23 protein-coding genes and 1 pseudogene are annotated in these 20,953 nt (G+C 51.7%); 6 read left to right on the forward strand and 18 right to left on the reverse strand.

From position 1 onward, the window contains the following. Positions 1-158 precede the first annotated feature (158 nt). The 11 genes from cheZ to flhD all read right to left on the reverse strand — a co-directional run bounded on the left by cheZ (position 159) and on the right by flhD (position 10,589). Positions 159-803, reverse strand: a complete 645-nt coding sequence (gene cheZ, locus NA389_RS02290; protein WP_000983586.1) for a protein phosphatase CheZ — start codon at positions 801-803, stop codon at positions 159-161. A gap of 10 nt (positions 804-813) precedes the next feature. Further along, positions 814-1,203, reverse strand: coding sequence for a chemotaxis response regulator CheY (cheY, locus tag NA389_RS02295; protein ID WP_000763861.1), 390 nt, complete (start codon positions 1,201-1,203; stop codon positions 814-816). A gap of 17 nt (positions 1,204-1,220) precedes the next feature. Beyond that, the gene (gene cheB, locus NA389_RS02300) at positions 1,221-2,270 is read right to left on the reverse strand and encodes a protein-glutamate methylesterase/protein glutamine deamidase (protein ID WP_000036404.1); all 1,050 of its coding nucleotides are present in this window, start codon (positions 2,268-2,270) and stop codon (positions 1,221-1,223) included. Then, positions 2,267-3,133, reverse strand: a complete 867-nt coding sequence (cheR, locus tag NA389_RS02305; RefSeq protein WP_000204362.1) for a protein-glutamate O-methyltransferase CheR — start codon at positions 3,131-3,133, stop codon at positions 2,267-2,269. The genes cheB and cheR overlap by 4 nt, the downstream gene beginning before the upstream one ends. A 153-nt stretch (positions 3,134-3,286) precedes the next feature. Next, positions 3,287-4,948 (reverse strand): methyl-accepting chemotaxis protein II, encoded by a 1,662-nt coding sequence (gene tar / locus NA389_RS02310; RefSeq protein WP_000483286.1) that lies wholly within the window; start codon positions 4,946-4,948, stop codon positions 3,287-3,289. Between the two features lie 236 nt (positions 4,949-5,184). After that, positions 5,185-5,688: a chemotaxis protein CheW gene (cheW, locus tag NA389_RS02315; RefSeq protein WP_000147295.1), complete on the reverse strand. Its 504-nt coding sequence runs from the start codon at positions 5,686-5,688 to the stop codon at positions 5,185-5,187. A gap of 20 nt (positions 5,689-5,708) precedes the next feature. Beyond that, the gene (gene cheA, locus NA389_RS02320; RefSeq protein WP_023137485.1) at positions 5,709-7,724 is read right to left on the reverse strand and encodes a chemotaxis protein CheA; all 2,016 of its coding nucleotides are present in this window, start codon (positions 7,722-7,724) and stop codon (positions 5,709-5,711) included. 4 nt (positions 7,725-7,728) lie between these two features. Next, positions 7,729-8,658, reverse strand: a complete 930-nt coding sequence (gene motB, locus NA389_RS02325; RefSeq protein WP_000795653.1) for a flagellar motor protein MotB — start codon at positions 8,656-8,658, stop codon at positions 7,729-7,731. Beyond that, positions 8,655-9,542: a flagellar motor stator protein MotA gene (gene motA, locus NA389_RS02330; RefSeq protein ID WP_000906312.1), complete on the reverse strand. Its 888-nt coding sequence runs from the start codon at positions 9,540-9,542 to the stop codon at positions 8,655-8,657. The genes motB and motA overlap by 4 nt, the downstream gene beginning before the upstream one ends. A 124-nt stretch (positions 9,543-9,666) precedes the next feature. Next, entirely contained in the window at positions 9,667-10,251 is a 585-nt protein-coding gene (flhC, locus tag NA389_RS02335) for a flagellar transcriptional regulator FlhC (RefSeq protein ID WP_000605987.1), read from the reverse strand. Continuing rightward, positions 10,248-10,589 (reverse strand): flagellar transcriptional regulator FlhD, encoded by a 342-nt coding sequence (flhD, locus tag NA389_RS02340; protein WP_001518146.1) that lies wholly within the window; start codon positions 10,587-10,589, stop codon positions 10,248-10,250. The genes flhC and flhD overlap by 4 nt, the downstream gene beginning before the upstream one ends. Positions 10,590-11,271: 682 nt before the next feature. On the opposite strand from flhD, the gene NA389_RS02345 reads away from it, so the two are divergent. Together NA389_RS02345 and uspC are read left to right on the forward strand one after the other, a co-directional pair. Beyond that, the gene (locus NA389_RS02345; RefSeq protein WP_001617301.1) at positions 11,272-11,388 is read left to right on the forward strand and encodes a hypothetical protein; all 117 of its coding nucleotides are present in this window, start codon (positions 11,272-11,274) and stop codon (positions 11,386-11,388) included. Then, on the forward strand, positions 11,385-11,813 hold the full coding sequence (gene uspC, locus NA389_RS02350; protein ID WP_000122606.1) for a universal stress protein UspC: 429 nt from the start codon (positions 11,385-11,387) through the stop codon (positions 11,811-11,813). The genes NA389_RS02345 and uspC overlap by 4 nt, the downstream gene beginning before the upstream one ends. A 17-nt stretch (positions 11,814-11,830) precedes the next feature. On the opposite strand, the gene otsA is transcribed toward uspC, so the two are convergent. From otsA to NA389_RS02370, 4 genes and pseudogenes are all read right to left on the reverse strand, one after another. Next, positions 11,831-13,252: an alpha,alpha-trehalose-phosphate synthase gene (gene otsA, locus NA389_RS02355; protein WP_000089042.1), complete on the reverse strand. Its 1,422-nt coding sequence runs from the start codon at positions 13,250-13,252 to the stop codon at positions 11,831-11,833. Next, positions 13,227-14,030 carry a trehalose-phosphatase gene (gene otsB, locus NA389_RS02360; protein WP_438795981.1) on the reverse strand — a complete coding sequence of 268 codons (804 nt, stop codon included), beginning with the start codon at positions 14,028-14,030 and terminating at the stop codon, positions 13,227-13,229. The genes otsA and otsB overlap by 26 nt, the downstream gene beginning before the upstream one ends. Positions 14,031-14,252: 222 nt before the next feature. Then, positions 14,253-14,433: pseudogene (gene araH / locus NA389_RS02365) on the reverse strand (L-arabinose ABC transporter permease AraH); the annotation flags it as partial. 228 nt (positions 14,434-14,661) lie between these two features. Continuing rightward, positions 14,662-15,219 carry a DJ-1/PfpI family protein gene (locus NA389_RS02370; protein ID WP_000754801.1) on the reverse strand — a complete coding sequence of 186 codons (558 nt, stop codon included), beginning with the start codon at positions 15,217-15,219 and terminating at the stop codon, positions 14,662-14,664. Between the two features lie 557 nt (positions 15,220-15,776). On the opposite strand from NA389_RS02370, the gene NA389_RS02375 reads away from it, so the two are divergent. After that, positions 15,777-16,280: a non-heme ferritin-like protein gene (locus NA389_RS02375; RefSeq protein ID WP_000741707.1), complete on the forward strand. Its 504-nt coding sequence runs from the start codon at positions 15,777-15,779 to the stop codon at positions 16,278-16,280. Positions 16,281-16,458: 178 nt separating this feature from the next. On the opposite strand, the gene NA389_RS02380 is transcribed toward NA389_RS02375, so the two are convergent. Continuing rightward, entirely contained in the window at positions 16,459-17,097 is a 639-nt protein-coding gene (locus NA389_RS02380) for an RpiB/LacA/LacB family sugar-phosphate isomerase (RefSeq protein WP_000684804.1), read from the reverse strand. 255 nt (positions 17,098-17,352) lie between these two features. Here NA389_RS02380 and NA389_RS02385 point away from each other — a divergent pair, with 255 nt between their 5' ends. Then, positions 17,353-17,688 (forward strand): YecR-like lipofamily protein, encoded by a 336-nt coding sequence (locus NA389_RS02385; RefSeq protein ID WP_000803229.1) that lies wholly within the window; start codon positions 17,353-17,355, stop codon positions 17,686-17,688. A 239-nt stretch (positions 17,689-17,927) separates the two neighbouring features. After that, on the forward strand, positions 17,928-18,425 hold the full coding sequence (gene ftnA, locus NA389_RS02390) for a non-heme ferritin (protein WP_000920619.1): 498 nt from the start codon (positions 17,928-17,930) through the stop codon (positions 18,423-18,425). 45 nt (positions 18,426-18,470) lie between these two features. On the opposite strand, the gene NA389_RS02395 is transcribed toward ftnA, so the two are convergent. Beyond that, on the reverse strand, positions 18,471-18,710 hold the full coding sequence (locus NA389_RS02395) for a YecH family metal-binding protein (RefSeq protein WP_000377241.1): 240 nt from the start codon (positions 18,708-18,710) through the stop codon (positions 18,471-18,473). Positions 18,711-18,936: 226 nt separating this feature from the next. Here NA389_RS02395 and tyrP point away from each other — a divergent pair, with 226 nt between their 5' ends. Next, entirely contained in the window at positions 18,937-20,148 is a 1,212-nt protein-coding gene (gene tyrP, locus NA389_RS02400) for a tyrosine transporter TyrP (protein WP_001562965.1), read from the forward strand. A 74-nt stretch (positions 20,149-20,222) separates the two neighbouring features. Here the strand turns inward: tyrP and NA389_RS02405 are convergent, their stop codons facing one another. Then, positions 20,223-20,888, reverse strand: coding sequence for a YecA family protein (locus tag NA389_RS02405; protein WP_000781521.1), 666 nt, complete (start codon positions 20,886-20,888; stop codon positions 20,223-20,225). Positions 20,889-20,953 lie beyond the last annotated feature (65 nt).

The raw sequence follows: 20,953 nt of genomic DNA on the forward strand, positions 1-20,953 counted from the left end.
ATGCCAGAACCGCTTTACGCCAATGGGCAGAGTAAGCGGTAAAAAAGGCGGGGTTTATGGCGTTAATAGAGATAGCCGGATACGATAAGAAAGTCTCGTATCCGGCCTGGTTGACGGATTCGGACCCGATAAGCGCAGCGCCATCAGGTCAAAAAAGCTTAAAAGCCAAGACTGTCCAGCAGGTCGTCCACCTGATCCTGACTGGCGACGACGCCAGCTTTCGAGGTATCCACCTGCGGGCCGTTGAGCAAGCTTTCGTTCTCGCGTTTTGGTCGCGCGCTCTGTTCCGGGATGTTTTCCAGCAGCACCATTAACAACTGGCGTTCAATCTCCTGAATCACGTCCATCATGCGTTTGATCACCTGACCCGTCAGATCCTGGAAATCCTGCGCCATCATGATGTCCAGCAGTTGCGCGTTAGTAAAGCTGGTATGACCCGGGACATCCCTGAGAAACTGGCGCGTATCCGTCACCAGTTCACGGGCGTCGGAAAGCTCGATCGGATTGTCAAACCACTCGTCCCAACGTTGGGTTAGCGCTTTCGCCTCTTTTTCCATCGCATCCTGATGCGGCTGCGAGGCTTCGACACTGTTTAGCGCGCGTTCCGCCGCCTGCGCCGTCATCTGGACGACGTAATCCAGACGGTCGCGCGCATCAGGGATCGCCTCCGCCGCTTCGGCAATCGCCTGGTCCAGTCCCAGTTCACGCAGGCTGTCGCGCAGCATTCGGGTCAGACTACCGATGCGCGCAATGATGTCTCCTGCTGAGCCTTCATCAGCAGGCTTGATAGATGGTTGCATCATCATCGCATCCTCACATGCCCAGTTTCTCAAAGATTTTGTTGAGCTTCTCTTCCAGAGTCGCTGCGGTGAACGGTTTTACGACATAACCGCTGGCGCCAGCCTGTGCGGCGGCGATAATATTCTCTTTCTTGGCTTCCGCCGTGACCATCAACACGGGTAACGCCGACATGGCGCTATCAGCGCGAATGGTTTTCAGCAGCTCCAGGCCATCCATATTCGGCATGTTCCAGTCGGAGATAATAAAACCAAAGCCGCCCGCCTGGAGCTTGTTCAGCGCATCGACGCCGTCTTCGGCCTCTTCCACATTGTTAAATCCAAGCTCTTTTAAGAGGTTGCGCACGATACGACGCATGGTCGAAAAGTCATCCACAACCAAAAATTTAAGCTCTTTATCCGCCATAAAATACTACTCCTGGTTCAAATACGTATCGCCTGTCCGGCACTGATTTTCGCCAGCATCTGCTGGCTTACCTGGCTAAGATCGACCACTTCGCTTACGCCACCCATATTGATGGCCTCGCGCGGCATGCCGAACACCACACAACTTGCTTCGTTTTGCGCAATGGTCCAGGCGCCAGCCTGGTACATCGCTAACATTCCAGCGGCGCCATCGTTGCCCATCCCCGTAAGAATGACGCCTACGGCGTTGCGCCCCGCGTGTTTCGCCACCGAATGAAACAGCACATCCACGGAAGGCCGATGCCGGTTTACCGGCGGGCCATCATGAATTTTGATTTGATAATTCGCCCCGCTACGCGCCAGCTCCATATGCTTGTCGCCGGGCGCAATGTAGGCATGACCTGGCAATACGCGTTCGCCGTCCTCGGCCTCCTTCACGCTGATTTGACAGAGTTTATTCAGGCGCTCGGCAAACGAGCGGGTAAAGCCAGGCGGCATATGCTGCGTAATAATCACTGCCGGACTGGAAAGCGGCAGCGGTTGCAGCACATGTCGGATAGCTTCAGTACCGCCCGTTGAAGCGCCGATAGCAATCAGTTTCTCCGAACTGAGGAGCGGACCGGCTTTTAAGGTTGCCGGGGCCGCCATCGGTTTATGTGCGGCGATGCGGGCCCGCGCGGCGGTACGCACTTTTTCGGCGATCATCTCGCTATACGACAGCATACCTTCACGAATGCCAAGCTGCGGTTTAGTGACAAAATCGATGGCCCCCAACTCCAGCGCCCGTAGCGTCACTTCGGAACCTTTACCGGTCAGCGAAGAGACCATAACCACCGGCATCGGTCGCAGGCGCATCAGTTTTTCCAGAAAATCGAGGCCGTCCATACGCGGCATCTCAACGTCCAGGGTCAATACGTCCGGATTAAATTTTTTAATGAGATCCCTGGCGACCAACGGGTCCGGCGCAGTCGCCACCATCTCCATGTCGCTATGGCTATTAATAATTTCAGTCATGATTTGGCGCATTAACGCGGAATCATCAACTGACAATACCCTGATTTTACTCATGCTTTATCCTTACTTAGCGCATACACCGTCTGTCCGCGCAGGCTAAACTCGCGCACGAGGTTGCTAAAGTTTTCTGAGTGACCGGCAAACAACAGTCCGTCAGGTTTAAGGAGTGGAACAAAACGGCGCAGAATGTCCTCCTGAGTCGTTTTATCAAAATAGATCATGACGTTACGGCAAAAAATCGCGTCAAAGGGACCGGGTACGTTGTACTGCTTTTCCAACAAATTAACGGAGGAAAATTCAACATAATTGGCCAGTTCCTGACGCACGCGCACCAGTCCTTCATGCGGCCCCGTACCGCGCATGAAGTAACGTTGTAGCTGCTGCGGCGATAACGTTTTCAGTTCGCTGAGGCGATAAATACCGCTTCTCGCTTTTTCCAGCACTTCAGTATCAATATCGCTGGCGAATACTTTCCAGCGACCGGGGGCCATCCCCAACGCATCCGCCAGCGTAATGGCGATACTGTAAGGTTCTTCTCCTGTCGATGCCGCCGCACTCCAGACGCGGTACTCGCCGTGGCGGCGACGCGCATGTTCCGCAAGGATGGGAAAATGGTGCGCCTCGCGAAAAAAAGCGGTCAGGTTGGTAGTCAGAGCGTTGATAAAAGCCTGCCACTCAGCGCTGTTTTGATTAGCCTCCAGCATACTGAGATAACGGCCAAAATCATCCAGTCCCAGGGCACGCAGCCGACGGACCAGGCGGTTATAAACCATATCCCGCTTATGGTCGGCCAGCACGATCCCTGCGCGCTGGTAGATTAATTGACATATCCGACGAAAATGCGCGTCGGACAGCGCGAGGCGCTGTGTCATCTGTAACAATACTGACGTTTGCCCGGAGGGCAGAGATGATGTCATAGCGCCTTCTTAATCACATTCAAAGTACAACGGGCGCGCCCTGCGGCAGCGCCATGCTTCCCGTATTACACATTTTTTGCTTTTATCTATGCGAACCAGACGAAAGGGATCGGCGGGTTCGCAAATTAATCGAGAACCGACAGCACACGTCGATCAAAAGGTTTCCCAGTTCGCATCATCCCCGGCGGCTAAGGGCCGCGGCGTATTGCCGGACTGAGCGTCCACTGACAAACGCATCTCAGGTTTATTTACCGCCAGCGGTCGCGATGCCAGGCGGAAAGCCGATACCGCCTGGGTCAGACGGCTGGCCTGCTCTTCCAGCGCGGCGGCGGCCGCTGCGGATTCCTGAACCAGCGAGGCGTTCTGTTGCGTTACGCGATCCATTTCGGAAACGGCCAAAGCGACCTGATCGATACCCCGGCTTTGCTCATCCGAGGCGGAGGCGATTTCGCCCATGATATCCGTGACGCGCGTAACGGCATTGACGATGTCAGTCATGGTTTCCCCGGCGCTTTCCACCAGCACTGAACCGGTATCGACACGCGAGACGGAATCTTCAATCAACGCTTTTATTTCTTTCGCCGCCTGGGCGCTGCGGCTGGCCAGATTACGCACCTCGCCTGCCACGACCGCAAAACCGCGCCCCTGCTCTCCCGCGCGCGCCGCTTCTACCGCCGCGTTCAGCGCCAGAATGTTAGTCTGGAAGGCAATACCGTCGATAACGCTGATAATGTCAGCGATTTTTTTCGAACTGTCGGCAATTTCGTGCATAGTGTTTACTACGCCGTCGACCACTTTGCCGCCATGACGCGCGGTCTCGGAGGCGCTTTGCGCCAGTTGGGAAGCCTGACGGGCGTTATCGGCGTTTTGCTTCACGGTGGCCGTCAGTTGTTCCATGCTGGCCGCCGTCTCCTCCAGAGCGGAGGCCTGCTGTTCGGTACGGGAAGAGAGGTCGGTATTACCGACGGCAATTTCACTGGTGCCGGAATAAATCGCATCCGAACCTTCACGAACCTGCGTCACGGTGTCAATCAGCGAGCGTTGCATATGTTCAACCGTTCCCGCCAGTTCGCCAATTTCATTACGTCCTGAGACGGTGAGCATTTTCGTCAGATCGCCGCTGGCAATTTCACGGATATGAGTAATCACTCGCGCTAATGGGTTAAGCAGGGCATGACGAATGCCGAACCAAACCACCATCAAAATCAGCACCAGCACGACCGCAAGAACCCCCAGTTGCCATTGCGCAAAACGGTAGTCATGAGCGCTTTGATCAAATGTCTGGCGGTACAGGTTTTCGCTCACCCGGGCGTAATTGCCCAGCGCCTCGCCCAACGCGTTTTGCATTCCCTGGGTTGGCTGGGCGAAGTAGGCATCCATATTGCCATTGTCCAGAAACTGAATAAGTTCGGTTAATGCGGCCTGATAGCGCTGATATTTTTCATCGACGTTCGCGCTGGCCTCCGCCATCGCTGGCAATGGCGTCATGTTTTTGAAATTGGCGTAGTGCGCCGCCGCCTGTGCGAGGGTCGTTTTTGCATTCTGGAGTAAATCCGTTTTGCCGCTGCTCTGCTGGTTAGAAGCGTCCATCATCATGCGTGCGGCGGAGCGGCTCAGGTTAATGCGCGTTTGCAGCATTAAGTCCCATGTCGACGTGAGTTCGCTTTGTTGCTGGCGTAATTCGTTAGAAATAACAAAACCTTGCTGGTTATGCTGTAATGAAGAAAACAGCAAACCACCGGAAACAAGCTGTAGCAGTGCGAAAACCCCCAGCACCATCATCAGCATTGTGACAACGCGGATACGGTTAAACATAAGGCACCTTCCTGATAACGAGTTATCAACGTTATCGGCACCTGCGGTGATAACTTTACTTTTGCAAAAAGGAAATACGCTGTTCCGGAAGACGATATTGACAATAACAGCGTCGCAGCGACGATGTCGGCGCAAAATGCAGGGGCTGGGCGCGGGCGGTGAAGAGGCACTCTCACCGTTGGTGGAAGCATAACGGTGAATATTGCCGGATGGCGCAACGCCATCCGGCAACGTTATTACGCGACGTGTGATGCTGCGATATCCAGCAGCGCCATCTCTTCGCTGTTAAGCAGTTTTTCGATATTCACCAGAATCAGCATACGCTCGCCGAGCGCACCCAATCCCGTCAAATATTCTGTTGACAAGGTCACGGCAAATTCTGGCGCCGGACGGATCTGTTCCGCCGTTAACGACAGTACGTCAGACACGCCGTCTACCACTATCCCGACGACGCGTTGCCCCAGATTCAGTACGATCACTACCGTATTGTCATCGTACTCTACGTCGCCTTCGCAGAATTTCACGCGCAGATCGACAATGGGGACAATCACGCCGCGCAGGTTAGTCACCCCTTTTATAAAGGCCGGAGTATTGGCGATGCGCGTCACCTGGTCATAGCCACGGATCTCCTGCACTTTCAGGATATCGATGCCGTACTCTTCATTTCCCAGTGTAAACACCAGGAATTCCTGACCTGACGGCTCGCCGGCCAGTTTGCTTACATTACTCATACCGGTCATATTATTCCCTTCTCACTCAATCAGGCGGCTGTGATCGCCATACGTTGTTCGCGGTTTAAACCCTGCAATGCGGAAACATCAACAATCAGCGCGACGCTGCCGTCGCCCAGGATCGTCGCGGCGGAAATCCCCGGTACCTTGCGATAATTGCTTTCCAGATTTTTGACCACCACCTGGTGCTGACCGATGAGCTGATCGACCAGCAGCGCGTAACGGCGTCCCGCGCTTTGCAGGATCACAACAATGCCCTGCGTGGCTTCGGTTTTCGCCCCGTCCACGTCAAACACTTTCCACAATTCGACCAGCGGCAAATACTCGCCGCGAACTTCCAGAACCCGTTCGCCGCCCGCCAGCGGATGAAGATCCTCTTCACGCGGTTGCAGCGACTCCATCACCGCATTTAACGGCAGGATAAAAACTTCCCCCGCCACGCGAACCGACATCCCATCGAGGATGGCCAGCGTCAACGGCAGCAGAATACGAATCGTGGTGCCGGAGCCTTGTTTTGACTGGATCTCAACGTGACCGCCCATCTCCTGAATGTTACGTTTCACCACATCCATGCCAACGCCGCGACCGGAGACATCCGTGACCTGTTCCGCAGTTGAGAATCCCGGCGCGAAGATCAACATGCCTACTTCATCGTCGGTCATGTTTTCATTCACCGCCATCCCCTGCGACATGGCCTTCGCCAGGATACGCTCACGGTTAAGCCCCGCGCCGTCATCGGTCACTTCAATACAAATATTCCCGCCCTGATGTTCTGCGGAAAGGATCAGATTGCCGACAACATTTTTCCCCGCCTCAAGGCGTTTTTCTGGCATTTCAATCCCGTGGTCGAGACTGTTGCGCACCAGGTGCGTTAGCGGGTCGATAATGCGTTCGATCAGGCTTTTATCAAGTTCAGTGGAACTCCCCACCAGCGTCAACTCTACCTGCTTGCCCAGTTTGCCCGCTAAATCGCGTACCAGACGCGGGAAACGGCTGAAGACATACTCCATAGGCATCATGCGAATCGACATCACCGACTCTTGTAAGTCGCGGGCGTTACGTTGTAACTGCCCCATACTGGTAATGAGATCGCCGTGGTTTACCGGGTCCAGCTCGTTAGAACGCTGGGCCAACATTGACTGGGTAATCACTAACTCGCCGACCAGGTTTATGAGCTGATCCACTTTCTCTACCGCCACGCGAATACTGGTGGACTCGCGTTCACGCGCAGGTTTTTCACGCCCTGCATGATGTTCATGCGCCGCGCTTTTGGCGGCTGGCGCAACGACTGCCGGAGGCGCTACCGGTGCTACCTCGGTTTTCTCTTGCGCTTTTTCCACGGGCGCGGCGACCACTTTTTCAAAAGCGATCTGATCGGCCTCGATGACAAAACAGAGCACCGCGACAATGTCATCTTCCGCGACGCTGCCATCCAGAGTTGCCGACAGTGAATCCGTTCCCTTAACGACATCCGTCAGAGTAGCCAGATTGCCCAACTCTTCTTCAAGCAGATCGACCTCATTGGCTTTCAACCGTGAAAGTACAATGCGCAGTTTACTCTCGTCACGAGGCGATTCGGTTTCGGCTACGCTCTCTTCCTGGATCGCCGCGCTTAGTGCCGCGGTTTCTACGACCGCCGGCGTGGTTTCGCCTTTCGCCTCCAGCGCCAACTGGCGTAGCGCATTGCAGATATATTCGAAGCTTGCGGCATCCGGCTCTTCGGAGTTTTTATAGGCGTCGAGCTGTTCCTGCATAATATCTTTCGTTTCCAAAAACAGGTTGATAATGTCGGTATTGAGCTGCATTTCACCGCGTCGGGCTTCATCCAGCAGGTTTTCCATTAAATGTGTGGTTTCCTGCAGAATAGTGAAGCCGAATGTGCCCGCGCCGCCTTTAATGGAGTGCGCCGCGCGAAAAATGGCGTTCAGTTGTTCAGCGTCCGGGGATTCCGGCACCAAATCCAGCAGATGCTGCTCCATATCAGCCAACAGCTCGTCAGCTTCATCAAAAAATGTCTGATAAAAATCGCTAATATCCATGCTCACGCTATCACCTCGGTTCCGCTTTTGGCGATGTGGGTACGCTTGCCGGCGGGGCTGCCGCAGGCTGTTGTAATACACTTACCGGCTCATTCTGGCTTTCAGCGTTTTCATGCAAAATGGCCTGTTCCGCCTGTTTGTTTAACACCAGCAGGCTTATACGGCGGTTGATGGCGTCATCAGGACCGCGATCGCTCAGCCGCATCGTGGCGGCCATGCCAACCACCCGTAATACTTTTCCGTTATCCAGCCCGCCAGCGACCAGTTCGCGACGCGAGGCATTGGCGCGATCGGCGGATAACTCCCAGTTGCTATAGCCTTTTTCGCCGTTCGCGTAGGGAAAGTCATCGGTATGGCCGGCCAGGCTAATGCGATTAGGTATACCGTTTAACACTGGCGCAATCGCACGCAGGATATCGCGCATATACGGCTCAACTTCGGCGCTGCCGGTTTTAAACATCGGGCGGTTCTGGCTGTCGATAATCTGGATGCGCAACCCCTCCTGAACCAAATCAATTTTCAGATGCGGACGTAACGCGCGCAGTTTGGGATCGGATTCGATCAGTTGATCCAGATCGCCGCGCAGTTTGTTTAAGCGACTCTGCTCCATCCGTTTTTTCAGCTCGTCGATATTCGGCTGCTTTTCCACTTCACCCTGCTGTTGGGTGTAATCATCGCCGCCGCCTGGTATCGGGCTCTCGCTATTGGCAATCCGGTTCCCCCCCGTTACCGCGGTGGCCAACGGCGTACGAAAATATTCGGCAATCTGAATTAATTCTTTAGGGCTGGAGATGGAAATCAGCCACATCACCAGAAAAAAAGCCATCATCGCCGTCATAAAATCGGCGTAGGCAATTTTCCAGGAACCGTGCGCCCCGCCTCCGTGCGGTTTGTGCCTGCGGCGTTTTACGACGACAATGGGATGAGCCTGATTTTTCATGCTTCCTCAGTCGTCTGCTGCTGGTTTGGGTTTCTCACTGCGCGAACATGTTCTTCCAACTCAATAAACGATGGACGCTCACTGGAATAAAGCGTTTTACGACCAAATTCCACGGCAATCGGCGGCGCATAGCCGTTCAGATTAGACAGCAGTGTAATTTTTACGCACTGCATCATCTTGGTGGTTTCGGCGCTCTTCTGGCGCAAAACGGTCGCTAACGGTGAAATGAATCCATAAGCCAGTAAAATACCGAGGAACGTACCTACCATGGCATGGGCAATCAGCGCCCCCAACTCCGCTGCCGGACGATCGGCTGAAGCCAGAGCGTGAACCACCCCCATTACCGCCGCGACGATACCAAAGGCAGGCAGCGAATCCCCCACCATCGCCAGGCTGTTGGCCGGGACTTCCGCCTCGCTTTCATGGGTTTCAATCTCTTCATCCATCAACGCTTCAATTTCGAACGTATTCATGTTGCCGCTGATGATCAGGCGCAGATAATCGACAATAAAATCAAGCATTACCGCATCGGCCAGAATACGCGGATAACTGGCGAAGATTTCACTCTCTTTCGGATTTTCAATATCGCGTTCAAGGGAGAACATCCCCTGCTGGCGTGATTTGGCCATCAGGCGATAGAGCAACGCCAGCAAATCCATGTACATAGATTTCGTGTATTTCGAACGACGAAATAACAACGGGATCGCTTTCATCGTGCCTTTGATGGCCTTCCCGTTGTTGCCGACAATGAACGCCCCTATCCCCGCGCCGCCAATGATGACCAGTTCAGCAGGTTGATAGAGTGCCCCAAGGTGTCCGCCGGTCATGACATAACCGCCGAAAACTGTACCGATAACCACCAGGTAACCTAATAAGATAAGCACGACATCATCCTTCCGCTGTTGACTATGACAGGATGCGCAGTCGGGCGATTAACGCGAAGGCAAGGCAAAAAAAAGCAGCGGTAATGACTTACCGCTGCTGGAGTGTTTGTCCACACCGTTTCGGTTAAACAGCCTGTTCGATCTGTTCATCCAGCAGTTGTGGAATAATATCGGCAGCATCTCGGGAAAGTTTACGTCTTTTTACTGCGCGGGATGGCGGCTGGCATAAACTACACGCAAAGCTGCCCACGGGCTGATGCGCATGGGTAATAAAGTTCCCACCGCAGCAGTTACAGCTCGACAATTCAAGCAACCCACTTTCAACAAAACGCACCAGCGTCCATGCGCGAGTCAGCGCCAACAACGGCCCTTCAGGCGGTTGCGGACACTGCTCAAGATAAAGCCGATAAGCTTTAATCACCGCATCCACACCGCTGCATAAGCCGGTCTTCAGTAAAAATTGCCAGGCGTTGCAGAACATGGAGGCATGAATATTTTGCTCCCAGGTCATAAACCAGTCTGTCGAAAATGGCAGCATCCCTTTAGGCGGCGGGCTACCGCGTAATTCTTTGTACAGCCTGATGAGGCGACCACGGCTGAGCTGTGTTTCGCTTTCCAGCATTTGTAGACGAGCGCCAAGATTAATCAACTCCATCGCCAACTGGATATCGCGAGCTTCCTGAACAATGCTTTTTTCACTCATTATCATGCCCTTTTCTTACGCGCCGTATCGTCCACTTCATTGAGCAGACGCGTTGAAAGCATGATACCTGTGTGAATCTGCTGTAAATCATCGACGCGCGAATCCTGAGTCAAACGGGTGATCGTCTGATGATCGTCAAACCGGAAATGACAAACTAACTGGTTCGTCTCCGCCAGTTTGACCATCTGCGGCAAGGTCAACGCGCCCAGTGTGTTTGCCATCTCTTCGTTGATACCGAGGCGGAACATCGCAGATGCTTTGTCCTGGACGATCAAACGCTGTGCAAGGAGTAAATATGACAAATTGATGTCATAAATGTGTTTTAGCAACTCGGATGTATGCATTGTTCCCATCCAGAATAACCAACTTTATTTTTGTGCGACGTAGCCGCACCCCGTGATGTCGCCGGGAAGGCCCGGTAAAAGAAGCAAAAAGGTCAAATGCATAGCAGCGCTCAGACATTGTGGACATTGTGACGTATAACGCAGCTTCCCACTGAGATTCGCCTTACACGTTTACATCAATTTTTACAAATGCCTAAGATTTTTCCTAATTCGACGCAACTCTACTCGTCAGCTTCGTGACATACAACGGAGCGGGACGGCGATTTTAGAAAATATGTGATGTAGATCACATAATTTAACAGAATACTTACTATAAAACCATCAGCATGGCTTTTACTTTGTTTAATTAATAACCTAATGTTCACTTTTTCTATTCCACACTGCTGAATAGGGGGACGTCAACACCAAATTCTTTTTTGTTTCTCTCTGTTAAAATAACGCCAGGATAATAGATAACAGGCTATTATTTCTATTTTAGAAACGATTCTATTTTACCTTTAGTAAACAGTGGCTTAAATATTAAACGTTATTAATTAATCTCGTCACAGCATACGCCCTCCTCTGTTAAAAATAAGCTCATTTGATTTAACTTTTAGCTTTCCTTGTTCACCCGTTTAAATAAAGCATCCTGGTGGTGTGTAAAAAGTGTCTTATGCCACGATTCTTTACATAAGAATAATTAATGATTAATTATGATGTCCTTCACATTAATGTGGCATTAGCGCATTGCAGAAATGCGATAAACAGAGTAAAGCTAAAGCACAATCTCATATTCTTGCAATCAAGGAGCGAGTTATGAGCTACACCCATATTCTTGTCGCCGTTGCCGTCACCCCGGAAAGTCACCAGCTACTGGCTAAAGCGGTCTCTATCGCCCGCCCTGTTCAGGCGAAAGTAAGCCTGATTACTCTCGCTTCCGATCCCGAACTGTATAACCAGTTCGCCGCGCCCATGATGGAGGATTTACGCGCGGTTATGCATGAGGAGACCGAGAATTTTCTTAAGATGCTGGGGGAAAAGGCGGATTATCCGATTGAACAAACTTTCATCGCATCAGGTGAGTTAAGCCAGCATATTTTAGCTGTGTGCCGCAAACACCATGTTGATCTGGTCATTTGCGGCAACCATAACCACAGTTTCTTTTCGCGCGCGTCCTGCTCGGCAAAAAGTGTCGTCAGCGCCAGCCAGGTAGATGTGTTGCTGGTGCCGTTAGCGGGCGACTAGTCGCCGCTCGCAATATTTCAGGCCAGCTTAGGGAACGTCGCCACGTTGTTCTGCTGCTGACGCTCAGGGCTACGCGGCGTGACCTCCTTTAGGTCATGAATAAAACGCTCCTGCCAGCGGTTAATGTCATTTTTAACGATCACGTCCAGCATTTCCGCATGGCGCGAAATACGCTCGGCAAGGGGCATCGTTAACGCACGATTGAGCGCCGCCGCCACGTCATCCCGATCGTAGGGATTGACGATTAACGCCGACGTCAGTTCATTCGCCGCGCCGGCAAACTGTGACAGTACCAATACGCCAGGATTAGCGGGGTCCTGCGCGGCGACAAACTCTTTCGCCACCAGGTTCATCCCGTCACGCAACGGGGTGACGAGCCCGACGTCTGAATAACGGAATATCTTCATTAACAGTTTACGGTCAAAATGCTGATTCAGATAATAGAGCGGCGTCCAGCCCAATTGTCCATATTTCCCATTAATCCGGCCTGCTTCCGTCTCAAGCTGGTGGCGAATATCCTGATATGCCTGTACTTCGCCGCGTGACGTAGGCGCAATTTGGGTATAACGAATTTTTCCCCGATGCTGCGGGTAGTTTTCCAGTAGCGCTTCATACGCCAGAAAGCGTTCCGGCAGCCCTTTCGAATAATCCAGCCGCTCAACGGAAAAAATATTCTTCACATTTTTCAGTTCCGCCTTGAGCTGCGCCAGTTTAGGCGGCAACGGCCCGGCTGCCTGCAGAGCAATCTCATCGGGCTCAATACCGATAGGATACACTTCTGTCTGGAAGTCTTTACCCCACGCGATATGCTGCTTGCCGCTGCGAGTCGTGACTCGCGTTTGACTCGAAAGGCTATCCAGAAAAGCCAGGCGATCATTTTCTGTCTGGAACCCGAGCAGATCAAAGTCACACAACTGCTCCAGCAGTTCATCATGCGGCGGTAAAGCGTTAAAAATCTCCGGGGTCGGGAATGGAATATGCAGGAAAAAACCAATTCGGTTGTTCACGCCGCGTTTACGCAGCTCGCTGGCGAACGGTAACAGGTGGTAGTCATGCACCCAAATGATGTCGTTCTCTTTAATAAGGGGCAATAACTTATCCGCTAATAACGCATTCACCCGCATATAGCCTTCCCATGCAGGACGCTGAAACTGTACCAGGTCCAGACGATAATGGAACGCAGGCCAGAGAACCGCATTGGAAAATTGACAGTAATAATCTTCGTAATCTTGTTCACTCAGGTTAAACGATGCCCAGGTAATATTACCTTTTGTCACCTTTTTTAATGGCTCATCCTCGTTACCTGTCTCGCCACTCCAGCCGAACCACAACCCGCCAGCCGCTTTTAGCGCGCCAAGCACGCCAACGGCGAGGCCGCCGGCGCCGCCTTTATTATCCGGGGGGGCAATTCGATTAGATACTACGACTAAACGACTCATAGCCATCTCTCCTGTTATTCATTACTTGTTGTTCTTGTTGTGGATAATTGATTTGCTCCAGCCAGCGCCAGACATCGGGTACGCTTTCCAGCCGCCATGCCGCCTGGGTTGCCCCGACGCCCACTTTTACGGAAATTCCGCCAGCGTGATTCACCACGCCAAAGCCAGCCTCATCGGTCAAATCGTCGCCCACAAAAACGGGAATCCGTCCCGCAAAGGGCGCCTCCTGCATAAAGGCGGCAATGGCTTCGCCTTTATTGGTTCCCTTAGGTTTGATTTCCACAACACATTTACCAGGCTGCAACGCCAGTTGCGGCCAGTGCTGCGTAACGTGTTGCGCAAGCGCCAATAGCGCCGCTTCATGTTCCGGAGCCTGACGGTAGTGCAGCGCAAACGCCATCCCCTTCGTCTCCAGCTCCGTTCCGGGCAGCGCTACAAGCGTCGAACGTAATAACGCCTCCACCTCACGGACTACCGCTTCAGGAAGGCGCACGATATGGGTTTTACCATTGATGGCACAACGCTCTGCACCGTGAACGCCAGCGAGCGGAAAGCGAAAAGGCTTCGCCAAAGCATCCAGCTCAGTCATTGAACGCCCTGAAATCAATGCCAGTGCCCCTGCGTTGTGCGCCGCGAGACGGTCTAACAACTGAAGGATTTTATGCGGTACCACTACCTGATCGGGATGAGGCTTTATCTCTGCCAATGTGCCATCAAGGTCAAAAAAATACGCATAGTTCGCAGTGAGTTCGGGGGATACGGTTAACGGTTCTGCCACCCTGGTCTCCTCCTTATCATCATATTGAGACTCACAAACGGTCTCATTAGTCATGTAAGTATAGACAGTGTGACGCTGCTCGCCATTTAGAAAGACCATCGCCAGCCGAGGTAGCGGCTGGCGATGACGTGAAGCTATACTGTTTAGTTGAGTGTTAATTCATCAAATCGTACGCTTCGCTTTTTGCTTATAATGGTCGAAGATAACTGCTGCCAGAAGGATTCAGCCGCGAACCACGTATTGTGCAAAAGGTGAAATGTTGAACAGGTTCATCGCGTTCTCCACCGTTCCTGATATCAGTACGCTCGCCACCACATATGAGACTTTTCCGAGGCCGCCTTTCAGGAATCTCCCCTAAGACACACGCAGAAATAACGATTAACTCATAACCCAGGGAAGTCATTGACCAGCTTTAGCGTTTTTTATGTAGGGTAAAGTCAAACGATTCTTGTTAGAGAAGACGTAAAACGGTGCACTATCTTTCATTCATTAGATAAATGCTGATGGCAGGAATAGTTTTAGCGAAAAATGACATAACCCAGAGCGAATTCATCAGCCAAAAGGCAGGAAAGCCAGCACATTAATCCATAACATCAGCCAGCTAATCCTTACGGCCCTGGGTGAATAACGATTACCAGGAATAATAGATATGTTCAGCCTGTTCGCGAACCGGCACATCGTCTCCCAGCAGTCTGGCGGAAAGGGTTAGCGCGAAATCAAAGACATGCCCCAAGCCTTTGCCGCTAATTAAATTACCATCTTCAACAACGGGCGCATCCACATAGACACCTTCCGGAACCGCTTTCCACAGGTCGCCGGAACAGACATAACGACGCCCCTTCAGCAATCCGTGAGCACCCAGCACCCTTGCCGCCGCGGAACAGATAGGACAAATTAATTTGCCTGCCGCATCATGACGCGCAACGAAAGCGATCACCGCCGGATTAGCCGCCAGATTAGCGCTCCCCTGCGGACCGCCCGGCAGCACTACCGCATCGAAAAGCGCCTGCTGGCGTTCACTCAGCGTGCTGTCCGCAACCATAGGAATATCATGGTAACTCACCACCGCCCGTGATTCAGCACACGCCAGCGTTTCGACGTCGATATGCAAACGTCGCAGAATATCAAGAGTAACAATGGCCTCTGCTTCTTCAAATCCTGGTGCCAACAGCACCGCGACCTTTTTCATTGACTGCTCCTTGTTAACGAGTCACCCATCAAAACTGCGCTCAACCGAATAACGTGCTCGTATGATTAATGACATTAAAAATGATCTACCGCAAAATCGGCTAGTTTATAAAAACAGGCATATTTGCTCTCAACCGTTTATGCGTGTGATATCCAGACTGGCTAATGTTTATTTTATTGAAATTACCATACTTGAAAGGCTCACCCCATGATCTGAAACAATGCTTCATAAATTATAAATCTATATAATATCATTTAACTTTCAAACAGTTGCAACTACTCCGCACCAAAAATCATTACACCTGAAAAAATCACACCGCTGAAAATGTAAAAAAAGATAAACAATTGCATTTAAGGATTTTCTTATTTTTATTGACGCGCTATTCTCATTACCGATCGATAAACAGGAAATGAGATCGCATAAGGGACTGGCGGAACGGAGTTCTTCTGCTAAGAGTATTTATTGTGCATAGATGATAGATGTAAGAAAGTGACAACGGCCCGTTGCATTCTCGTCTGTCATGCACATCAACACTTTCTGGAAATAAGGATATTGTTATGGCAGCTGTAGGAATGGTTCAAAAGCTCAACACGCCAATGAACCTTGAGTTTTACGCATCAAATCTTTACCTCCATCTAAGCGAATGGTGTTCTGAACACAGTTTAACAGGCACCGCCACCTTTCTTCGTACCCAGGCGCAAGGCAACGTGACGCAAATGATGCGCATGTTTAATTTTATGAAAAACGCCGGCGCCACCCCTATCGTTAAAGCCATTGACGTTCCGGGTGAAGAGCTCTGCTCTCTGGAAGAATTGTTCCAGAAAACCCTGGAGGATTATCAGCAACGCGCCAGCACGCTGTCGCGTCTGGCAGATGAAGCGAAAGCGCTGAATGATGCCTCAACGCTCGATTTTCTCCATACCCTGGAAAAAGAGCAGCAGCAGGATGGCGTACTTTTACAAACTATTCTCGAAGAAGTTCGCAGCGCTAAACGAGCAGGGTTATGCCTGGCTCAAACCGATCAGCATCTCCTTAACGTCGTGACCTATCAGCATCACTGATAGCGGCACCCCGAGCGACAATATTGAGACGTTATTAGCCGGATAGCAACGCGAAGCAGCTTATCCGGCCTACACCGTTTCTGGTCTGTTTGCCAGAGGTGGCGCCTGTCGCTACTGGCGTATTATCGGCACATCATGCCAGCCGACAGGCGCGAAACGTCTCTGTCTTGTCCGGGCATTACCCCAGCATCTCACGTACAAACGCTTCTATTTCTTTATTCTGGCCGTTTTCAAACAAACATTGCTGGAAACGCGGCCCTGAAACCGCCGTTTTAACCAGTTCAGGATCGATAGCCCGTAGTGTATCCAGATAATTCTCTTTGACGACCGCGGCCTTAACCTGGTTCAAAATGCCCGCATTGCGTACCTGCGGCGCTTTGCGCTCAGGCGGATACCCCTCGCCTTTACGCCCGGTAAACGCTTTTTCAAAGATGAAACGCACGTTCAGCTCAGCGCCCCAGCCAAAGCCTTTCGCAAATGGCAGGGACAACGCATTGCCGTTGTTGATCTGCGCAAACAGAAAAGCATCTGCCGGATCGATGCAATAGCCACAAATGACACCAGGATGAATATTTAACGACATCAGCGCGCCCTGCCCGGTGCCACAGCCAGTAACCACAAAATCAACCGCGTTTGCATTAAGCAGAATACTCGCCATGATGCCTAAATGAATGTACGTCAGGTGATGGTCATTTTCGTCGCACATGCCGACGTTAAAAACGGGAAATCCCTTTTCATTGGCGACGGCGCTAAGTTCGTTATAAATGATGGCATTTTTGCTGGCCTGGCTATTTTCCATCATCAGTGCAATTTTCATCGTGTTCCTCCTGAATGCAGACGGCCGCGCCTGCGTAAATCATGATGTTTTTCCCACATTACACATTTGCGAACACACATTCAAATTTAATGAAACGAAGTTTCATTAAATGAAAAGACGCTCACACATTTTCTGTTCCCGCTGTAAACCCCCTGCCGTTACCTTTAATCAAGGCGAATCCGTAAGTTATTCCAGCCATTGACGGTGCAAGACACGAGGTAGCATGGTCTGATACCGAATTGTCGGAGCGATTTTATGAAGCCTCTTATTTTTACTCTTTCACTGCTAGCCCTGACGGGATGCACCATTACTCGACAAGCGCAGGTCAGCGAAGCCAGCCCGATAAGCGGCATCGTGCGCCTGACGTATAACCAGCCGCTATTTTTTACTTCACGGACAGATGACTATGTATCTCACGGGACCGCAACACGCGAATGCCAGCAGATGGGCTATGCCGATGCCGTTTCGTTTGGTCAGCCGGTAGGAACCTGTAGCATTTATGCGGGCTCGTTGTGTCTGAACACCCGATTTACCCTCTCCTGGCAGTGCCGGGGCGTTGCCGTCCCGCAAATCATGCCGCTTTATTATTAAGGCGGCTGGCTTAACGCCGACACCATCTACAATGGAGGAGAGTGCAAGATCGCTATTGCCAGCATGGAGGTGCTGGCTTTCCTTTATTTTTATACCCTATACACTGGCGTTAATGCGTTTTATTCCCATTCGTATTTTTAATAATTAAATTTAATATTTTACCTTTTGCAAATAATAAAATAACAAATTATAGTGGCGCCACATTACTGTATATCTTTTGCTATTTGTGGAGCGGAACCATGCTGAAAACAGAAATGATCGACAAACTGAATGAGCAAATGAATCTGGAGTTGTACTCCTCCCTGCTCTATCAACAAATGAGCGCGTGGTGCAGCTATCACAGTTTTGAAGGCGCGGCCGCATTTCTTCGTCGCCATGCGCAAGAAGAGATGACGCATATGCAGCGCCTGTTTGACTACCTTACCGATACCGGAAGCCTGCCGCGCATTAATACCGTTTCTTCGCCCTTCGCTGAGTACACCTCACTGGATGAGCTGTTCCGCGCGACCTATGAGCATGAGCAGCTTATTACGCAAAAAATTAATGAACTGGCTCATGCCGCAATGACCAGCCAGGATTATCCGACATTTAATTTCTTGCAGTGGTATGTGGCAGAACAGCATGAAGAAGAAAAACTGTTCAAATCTATTATTGATAAATTAACGCTGGCGGGAAAAAGCGGCGAAGGGCTTTATTTCATTGATAAAGAACTCTCCACACTGGATACGCAAAATTAATCCAACACGTCCTTACACGGTGAGACGAGCTCTCACCGTGGCGTATTAGTGGCGGCAGATTTTACTCTCATGCGTTGAAAAACCGTCCTCCACGGCAATAAACTTTCCTTTCGCCGCCAGAAACACGACCAGTTCCGCCGCCGTCATATCTGACGCTGAACAGGTGTGAAATCGTGCCCGCTCGCCAAAGCGCGCTTTTATTGCCGCCTCCAGCGAGGTATGCGTGTACTGCTCGCCCGACTCAATCATCATATTGAGTACTTCGTGACCGTGAATGGAATCCATAACCCCTCCTGAATAAAACTCGTAGCCTAATGTGTCCGTGTGCGAGCGACTTTGCGCTAGCGCAGGTTTGCGGCGGTTGTCCGCGTCTCTTCCCATATTCGCTTTTATGCCCGGAACTGTAAATTTTACAGTACACCCATTGTAACGACCATTTGACGAAAATAGCGTAATGCCTTACCCTGCGCCGCGGATATCACCGTTCTTTGTTACCGGGGTAGTAGAAAGCGTGAAAAACAGAACTCTGGGCAGTATTTTTATCGTGGCAGGCACCACTATCGGCGCCGGGATGCTGGCAATGCCGCTGGCAGCGGCTGGCGTTGGTTTCAGCGTCACGCTGGGATTGTTGATTGGCCTGTGGGCGCTGATGTGTTATACCGCGCTACTATTACTGGAGGTATATCAACACGTTCCGGCAGATACCGGGCTGGGCTCGTTGGCAAAACGCTATCTTGGACGTTACGGACAGTGGCTTACGGGGTTCAGTATGATGTTCTTAATGTATGCGCTCACCGCCGCCTACATTTCCGGAGCCGGAGAATTACTGGCATCCAGTATTAATAACTGGCTTGGCGCCACGCTCTCGCCCGCTGCCGGGGTGCTGCTGTTCACCTTTGTTGCCGGTGGGGTGGTGTGTGTGGGCACCTCGCTGGTCGACCTTTTTAACCGCTTCCTGTTTAGCGCAAAGATCATTTTTCTGGTCATCATGCTTGCGTTGCTCACGCCACATATTCATAAAGTAAATCTTCTTACGCTTCCTTTACAGCAGGGGCTGGCGTTATCCGCCATACCGGTCATTTTCACCTCGTTTGGTTTTCACGGAAGCGTACCGAGTATTGTGAGTTATATGAACGGCAACATTCGCCGGCTGCGTTGGGTCTTTATGACGGGTAGTGCCATTCCGTTAGTGGCCTATATTTTTTGGCAGCTCGCCACGCTGGGAAGTATCGACTCGCCGACATTCAGAGGGCTACTGGCCAGCCATGCCGGGTTAAATGGCCTGCTGCAGGCGCTCAGAGAAGTGGTCGCTTCGCCACATGTCGAACTGGCGGTCCACCTGTTCGCCGATCTGGCGCTGGCGACCTCTTTTCTGGGCGTAGCGCTAGGATTATTTGATTACCTGGCCGATCTATTCCAGCGCCGCAGTACGGTGTCCGGACGTCTGCAAACCGGGCTGATTACCTTTCTGCCGCCGCTGGCGTTTGCGCTTTTCTACCCACGTGGATTTGTGATGGCATTAGGCTATGCCGGCGTAGCGCTGGCAGTGCTGGCACTGCTCATCCCTGCCATGCTGGTCTGGCAATGCCGTAAACAGAGCCCTCAGGCGGGATATCGTGTGGCAGGCGGCACGCCAGCGCTGGCGCTGGTGTTTATCTGCGGCATTGTCGTGATTGGCGTCCAGTTTTCGATCGCACTGGGGTTCCTGCCCGATCCAGGTTAATGCCAGGCAAAGATTACCGGGCCCGGACGCCGTCCAGGCTCGATAATCATCACGCTATGGCCGTTTACGAGCCATTAATGCAGGCAGCACTGCTTAAATTTTTTGCCACTCCCGCATGGACAAGGATCGTTACGCCCCACTTTCACCTCTGCTTTTATCGGCATCTGTAGCGGCGTCGTGTGCGGATGCGCCATCCACCAGGCATGCAGCTCAAGCGCTGCGATACGGATAGCGTCAACGCTTTTATCGAACGCTTCCGGGCTCATTTTATCCAACAGCGCAAAGTTTTCTTCAGTGCCGTGTAAGGCAATCGCTTCCAGCGCCGGTTTTAGCGTATCCGGCAAGTCAGACCAGTCGGACAGCGACACTCCGCGCATGTAACCAAAGCACCATTCTTCAACAATCGTTAATTCATGGCCATCAACTTCTCGCAGGCCAAACAGCGGCTCGAACTGTTCTGGGTAGTCTTCAAGCCGGGCGGCTGTGTCCGCCATGTGCTGGAACACCAGATCCATAAATCGCGTCATTTCTTTTTCAGATGTCCAGCGCGGTACGTACGCGGGTCCCCCCCATATCGCGACCAGCCACTGTTCCGGCTCGATGGGACGCGGAGAACTTAGTACCGCAGTAATCAGACCGTCCAGCTCCGCGACATCCAAAATGGCCTGATCGGTATTGTATTTCGTCAGCACATCATCCAGCCATTCCAGCTCGTTCTCGTTTAATGGTTCCATTTTCATAACGCTTTTCCTCAGTGATGACTTCCGCCTGTAGGCCTCTTACATTGCAGCGGATAAAAATAATT

It is taken from the genome of Salmonella sp. NW645 (genome assembly GCF_051703725.1).
In the GTDB taxonomy this organism is placed as follows: Bacteria; Pseudomonadota; Gammaproteobacteria; order Enterobacterales; family Enterobacteriaceae; genus Salmonella; species Salmonella enterica.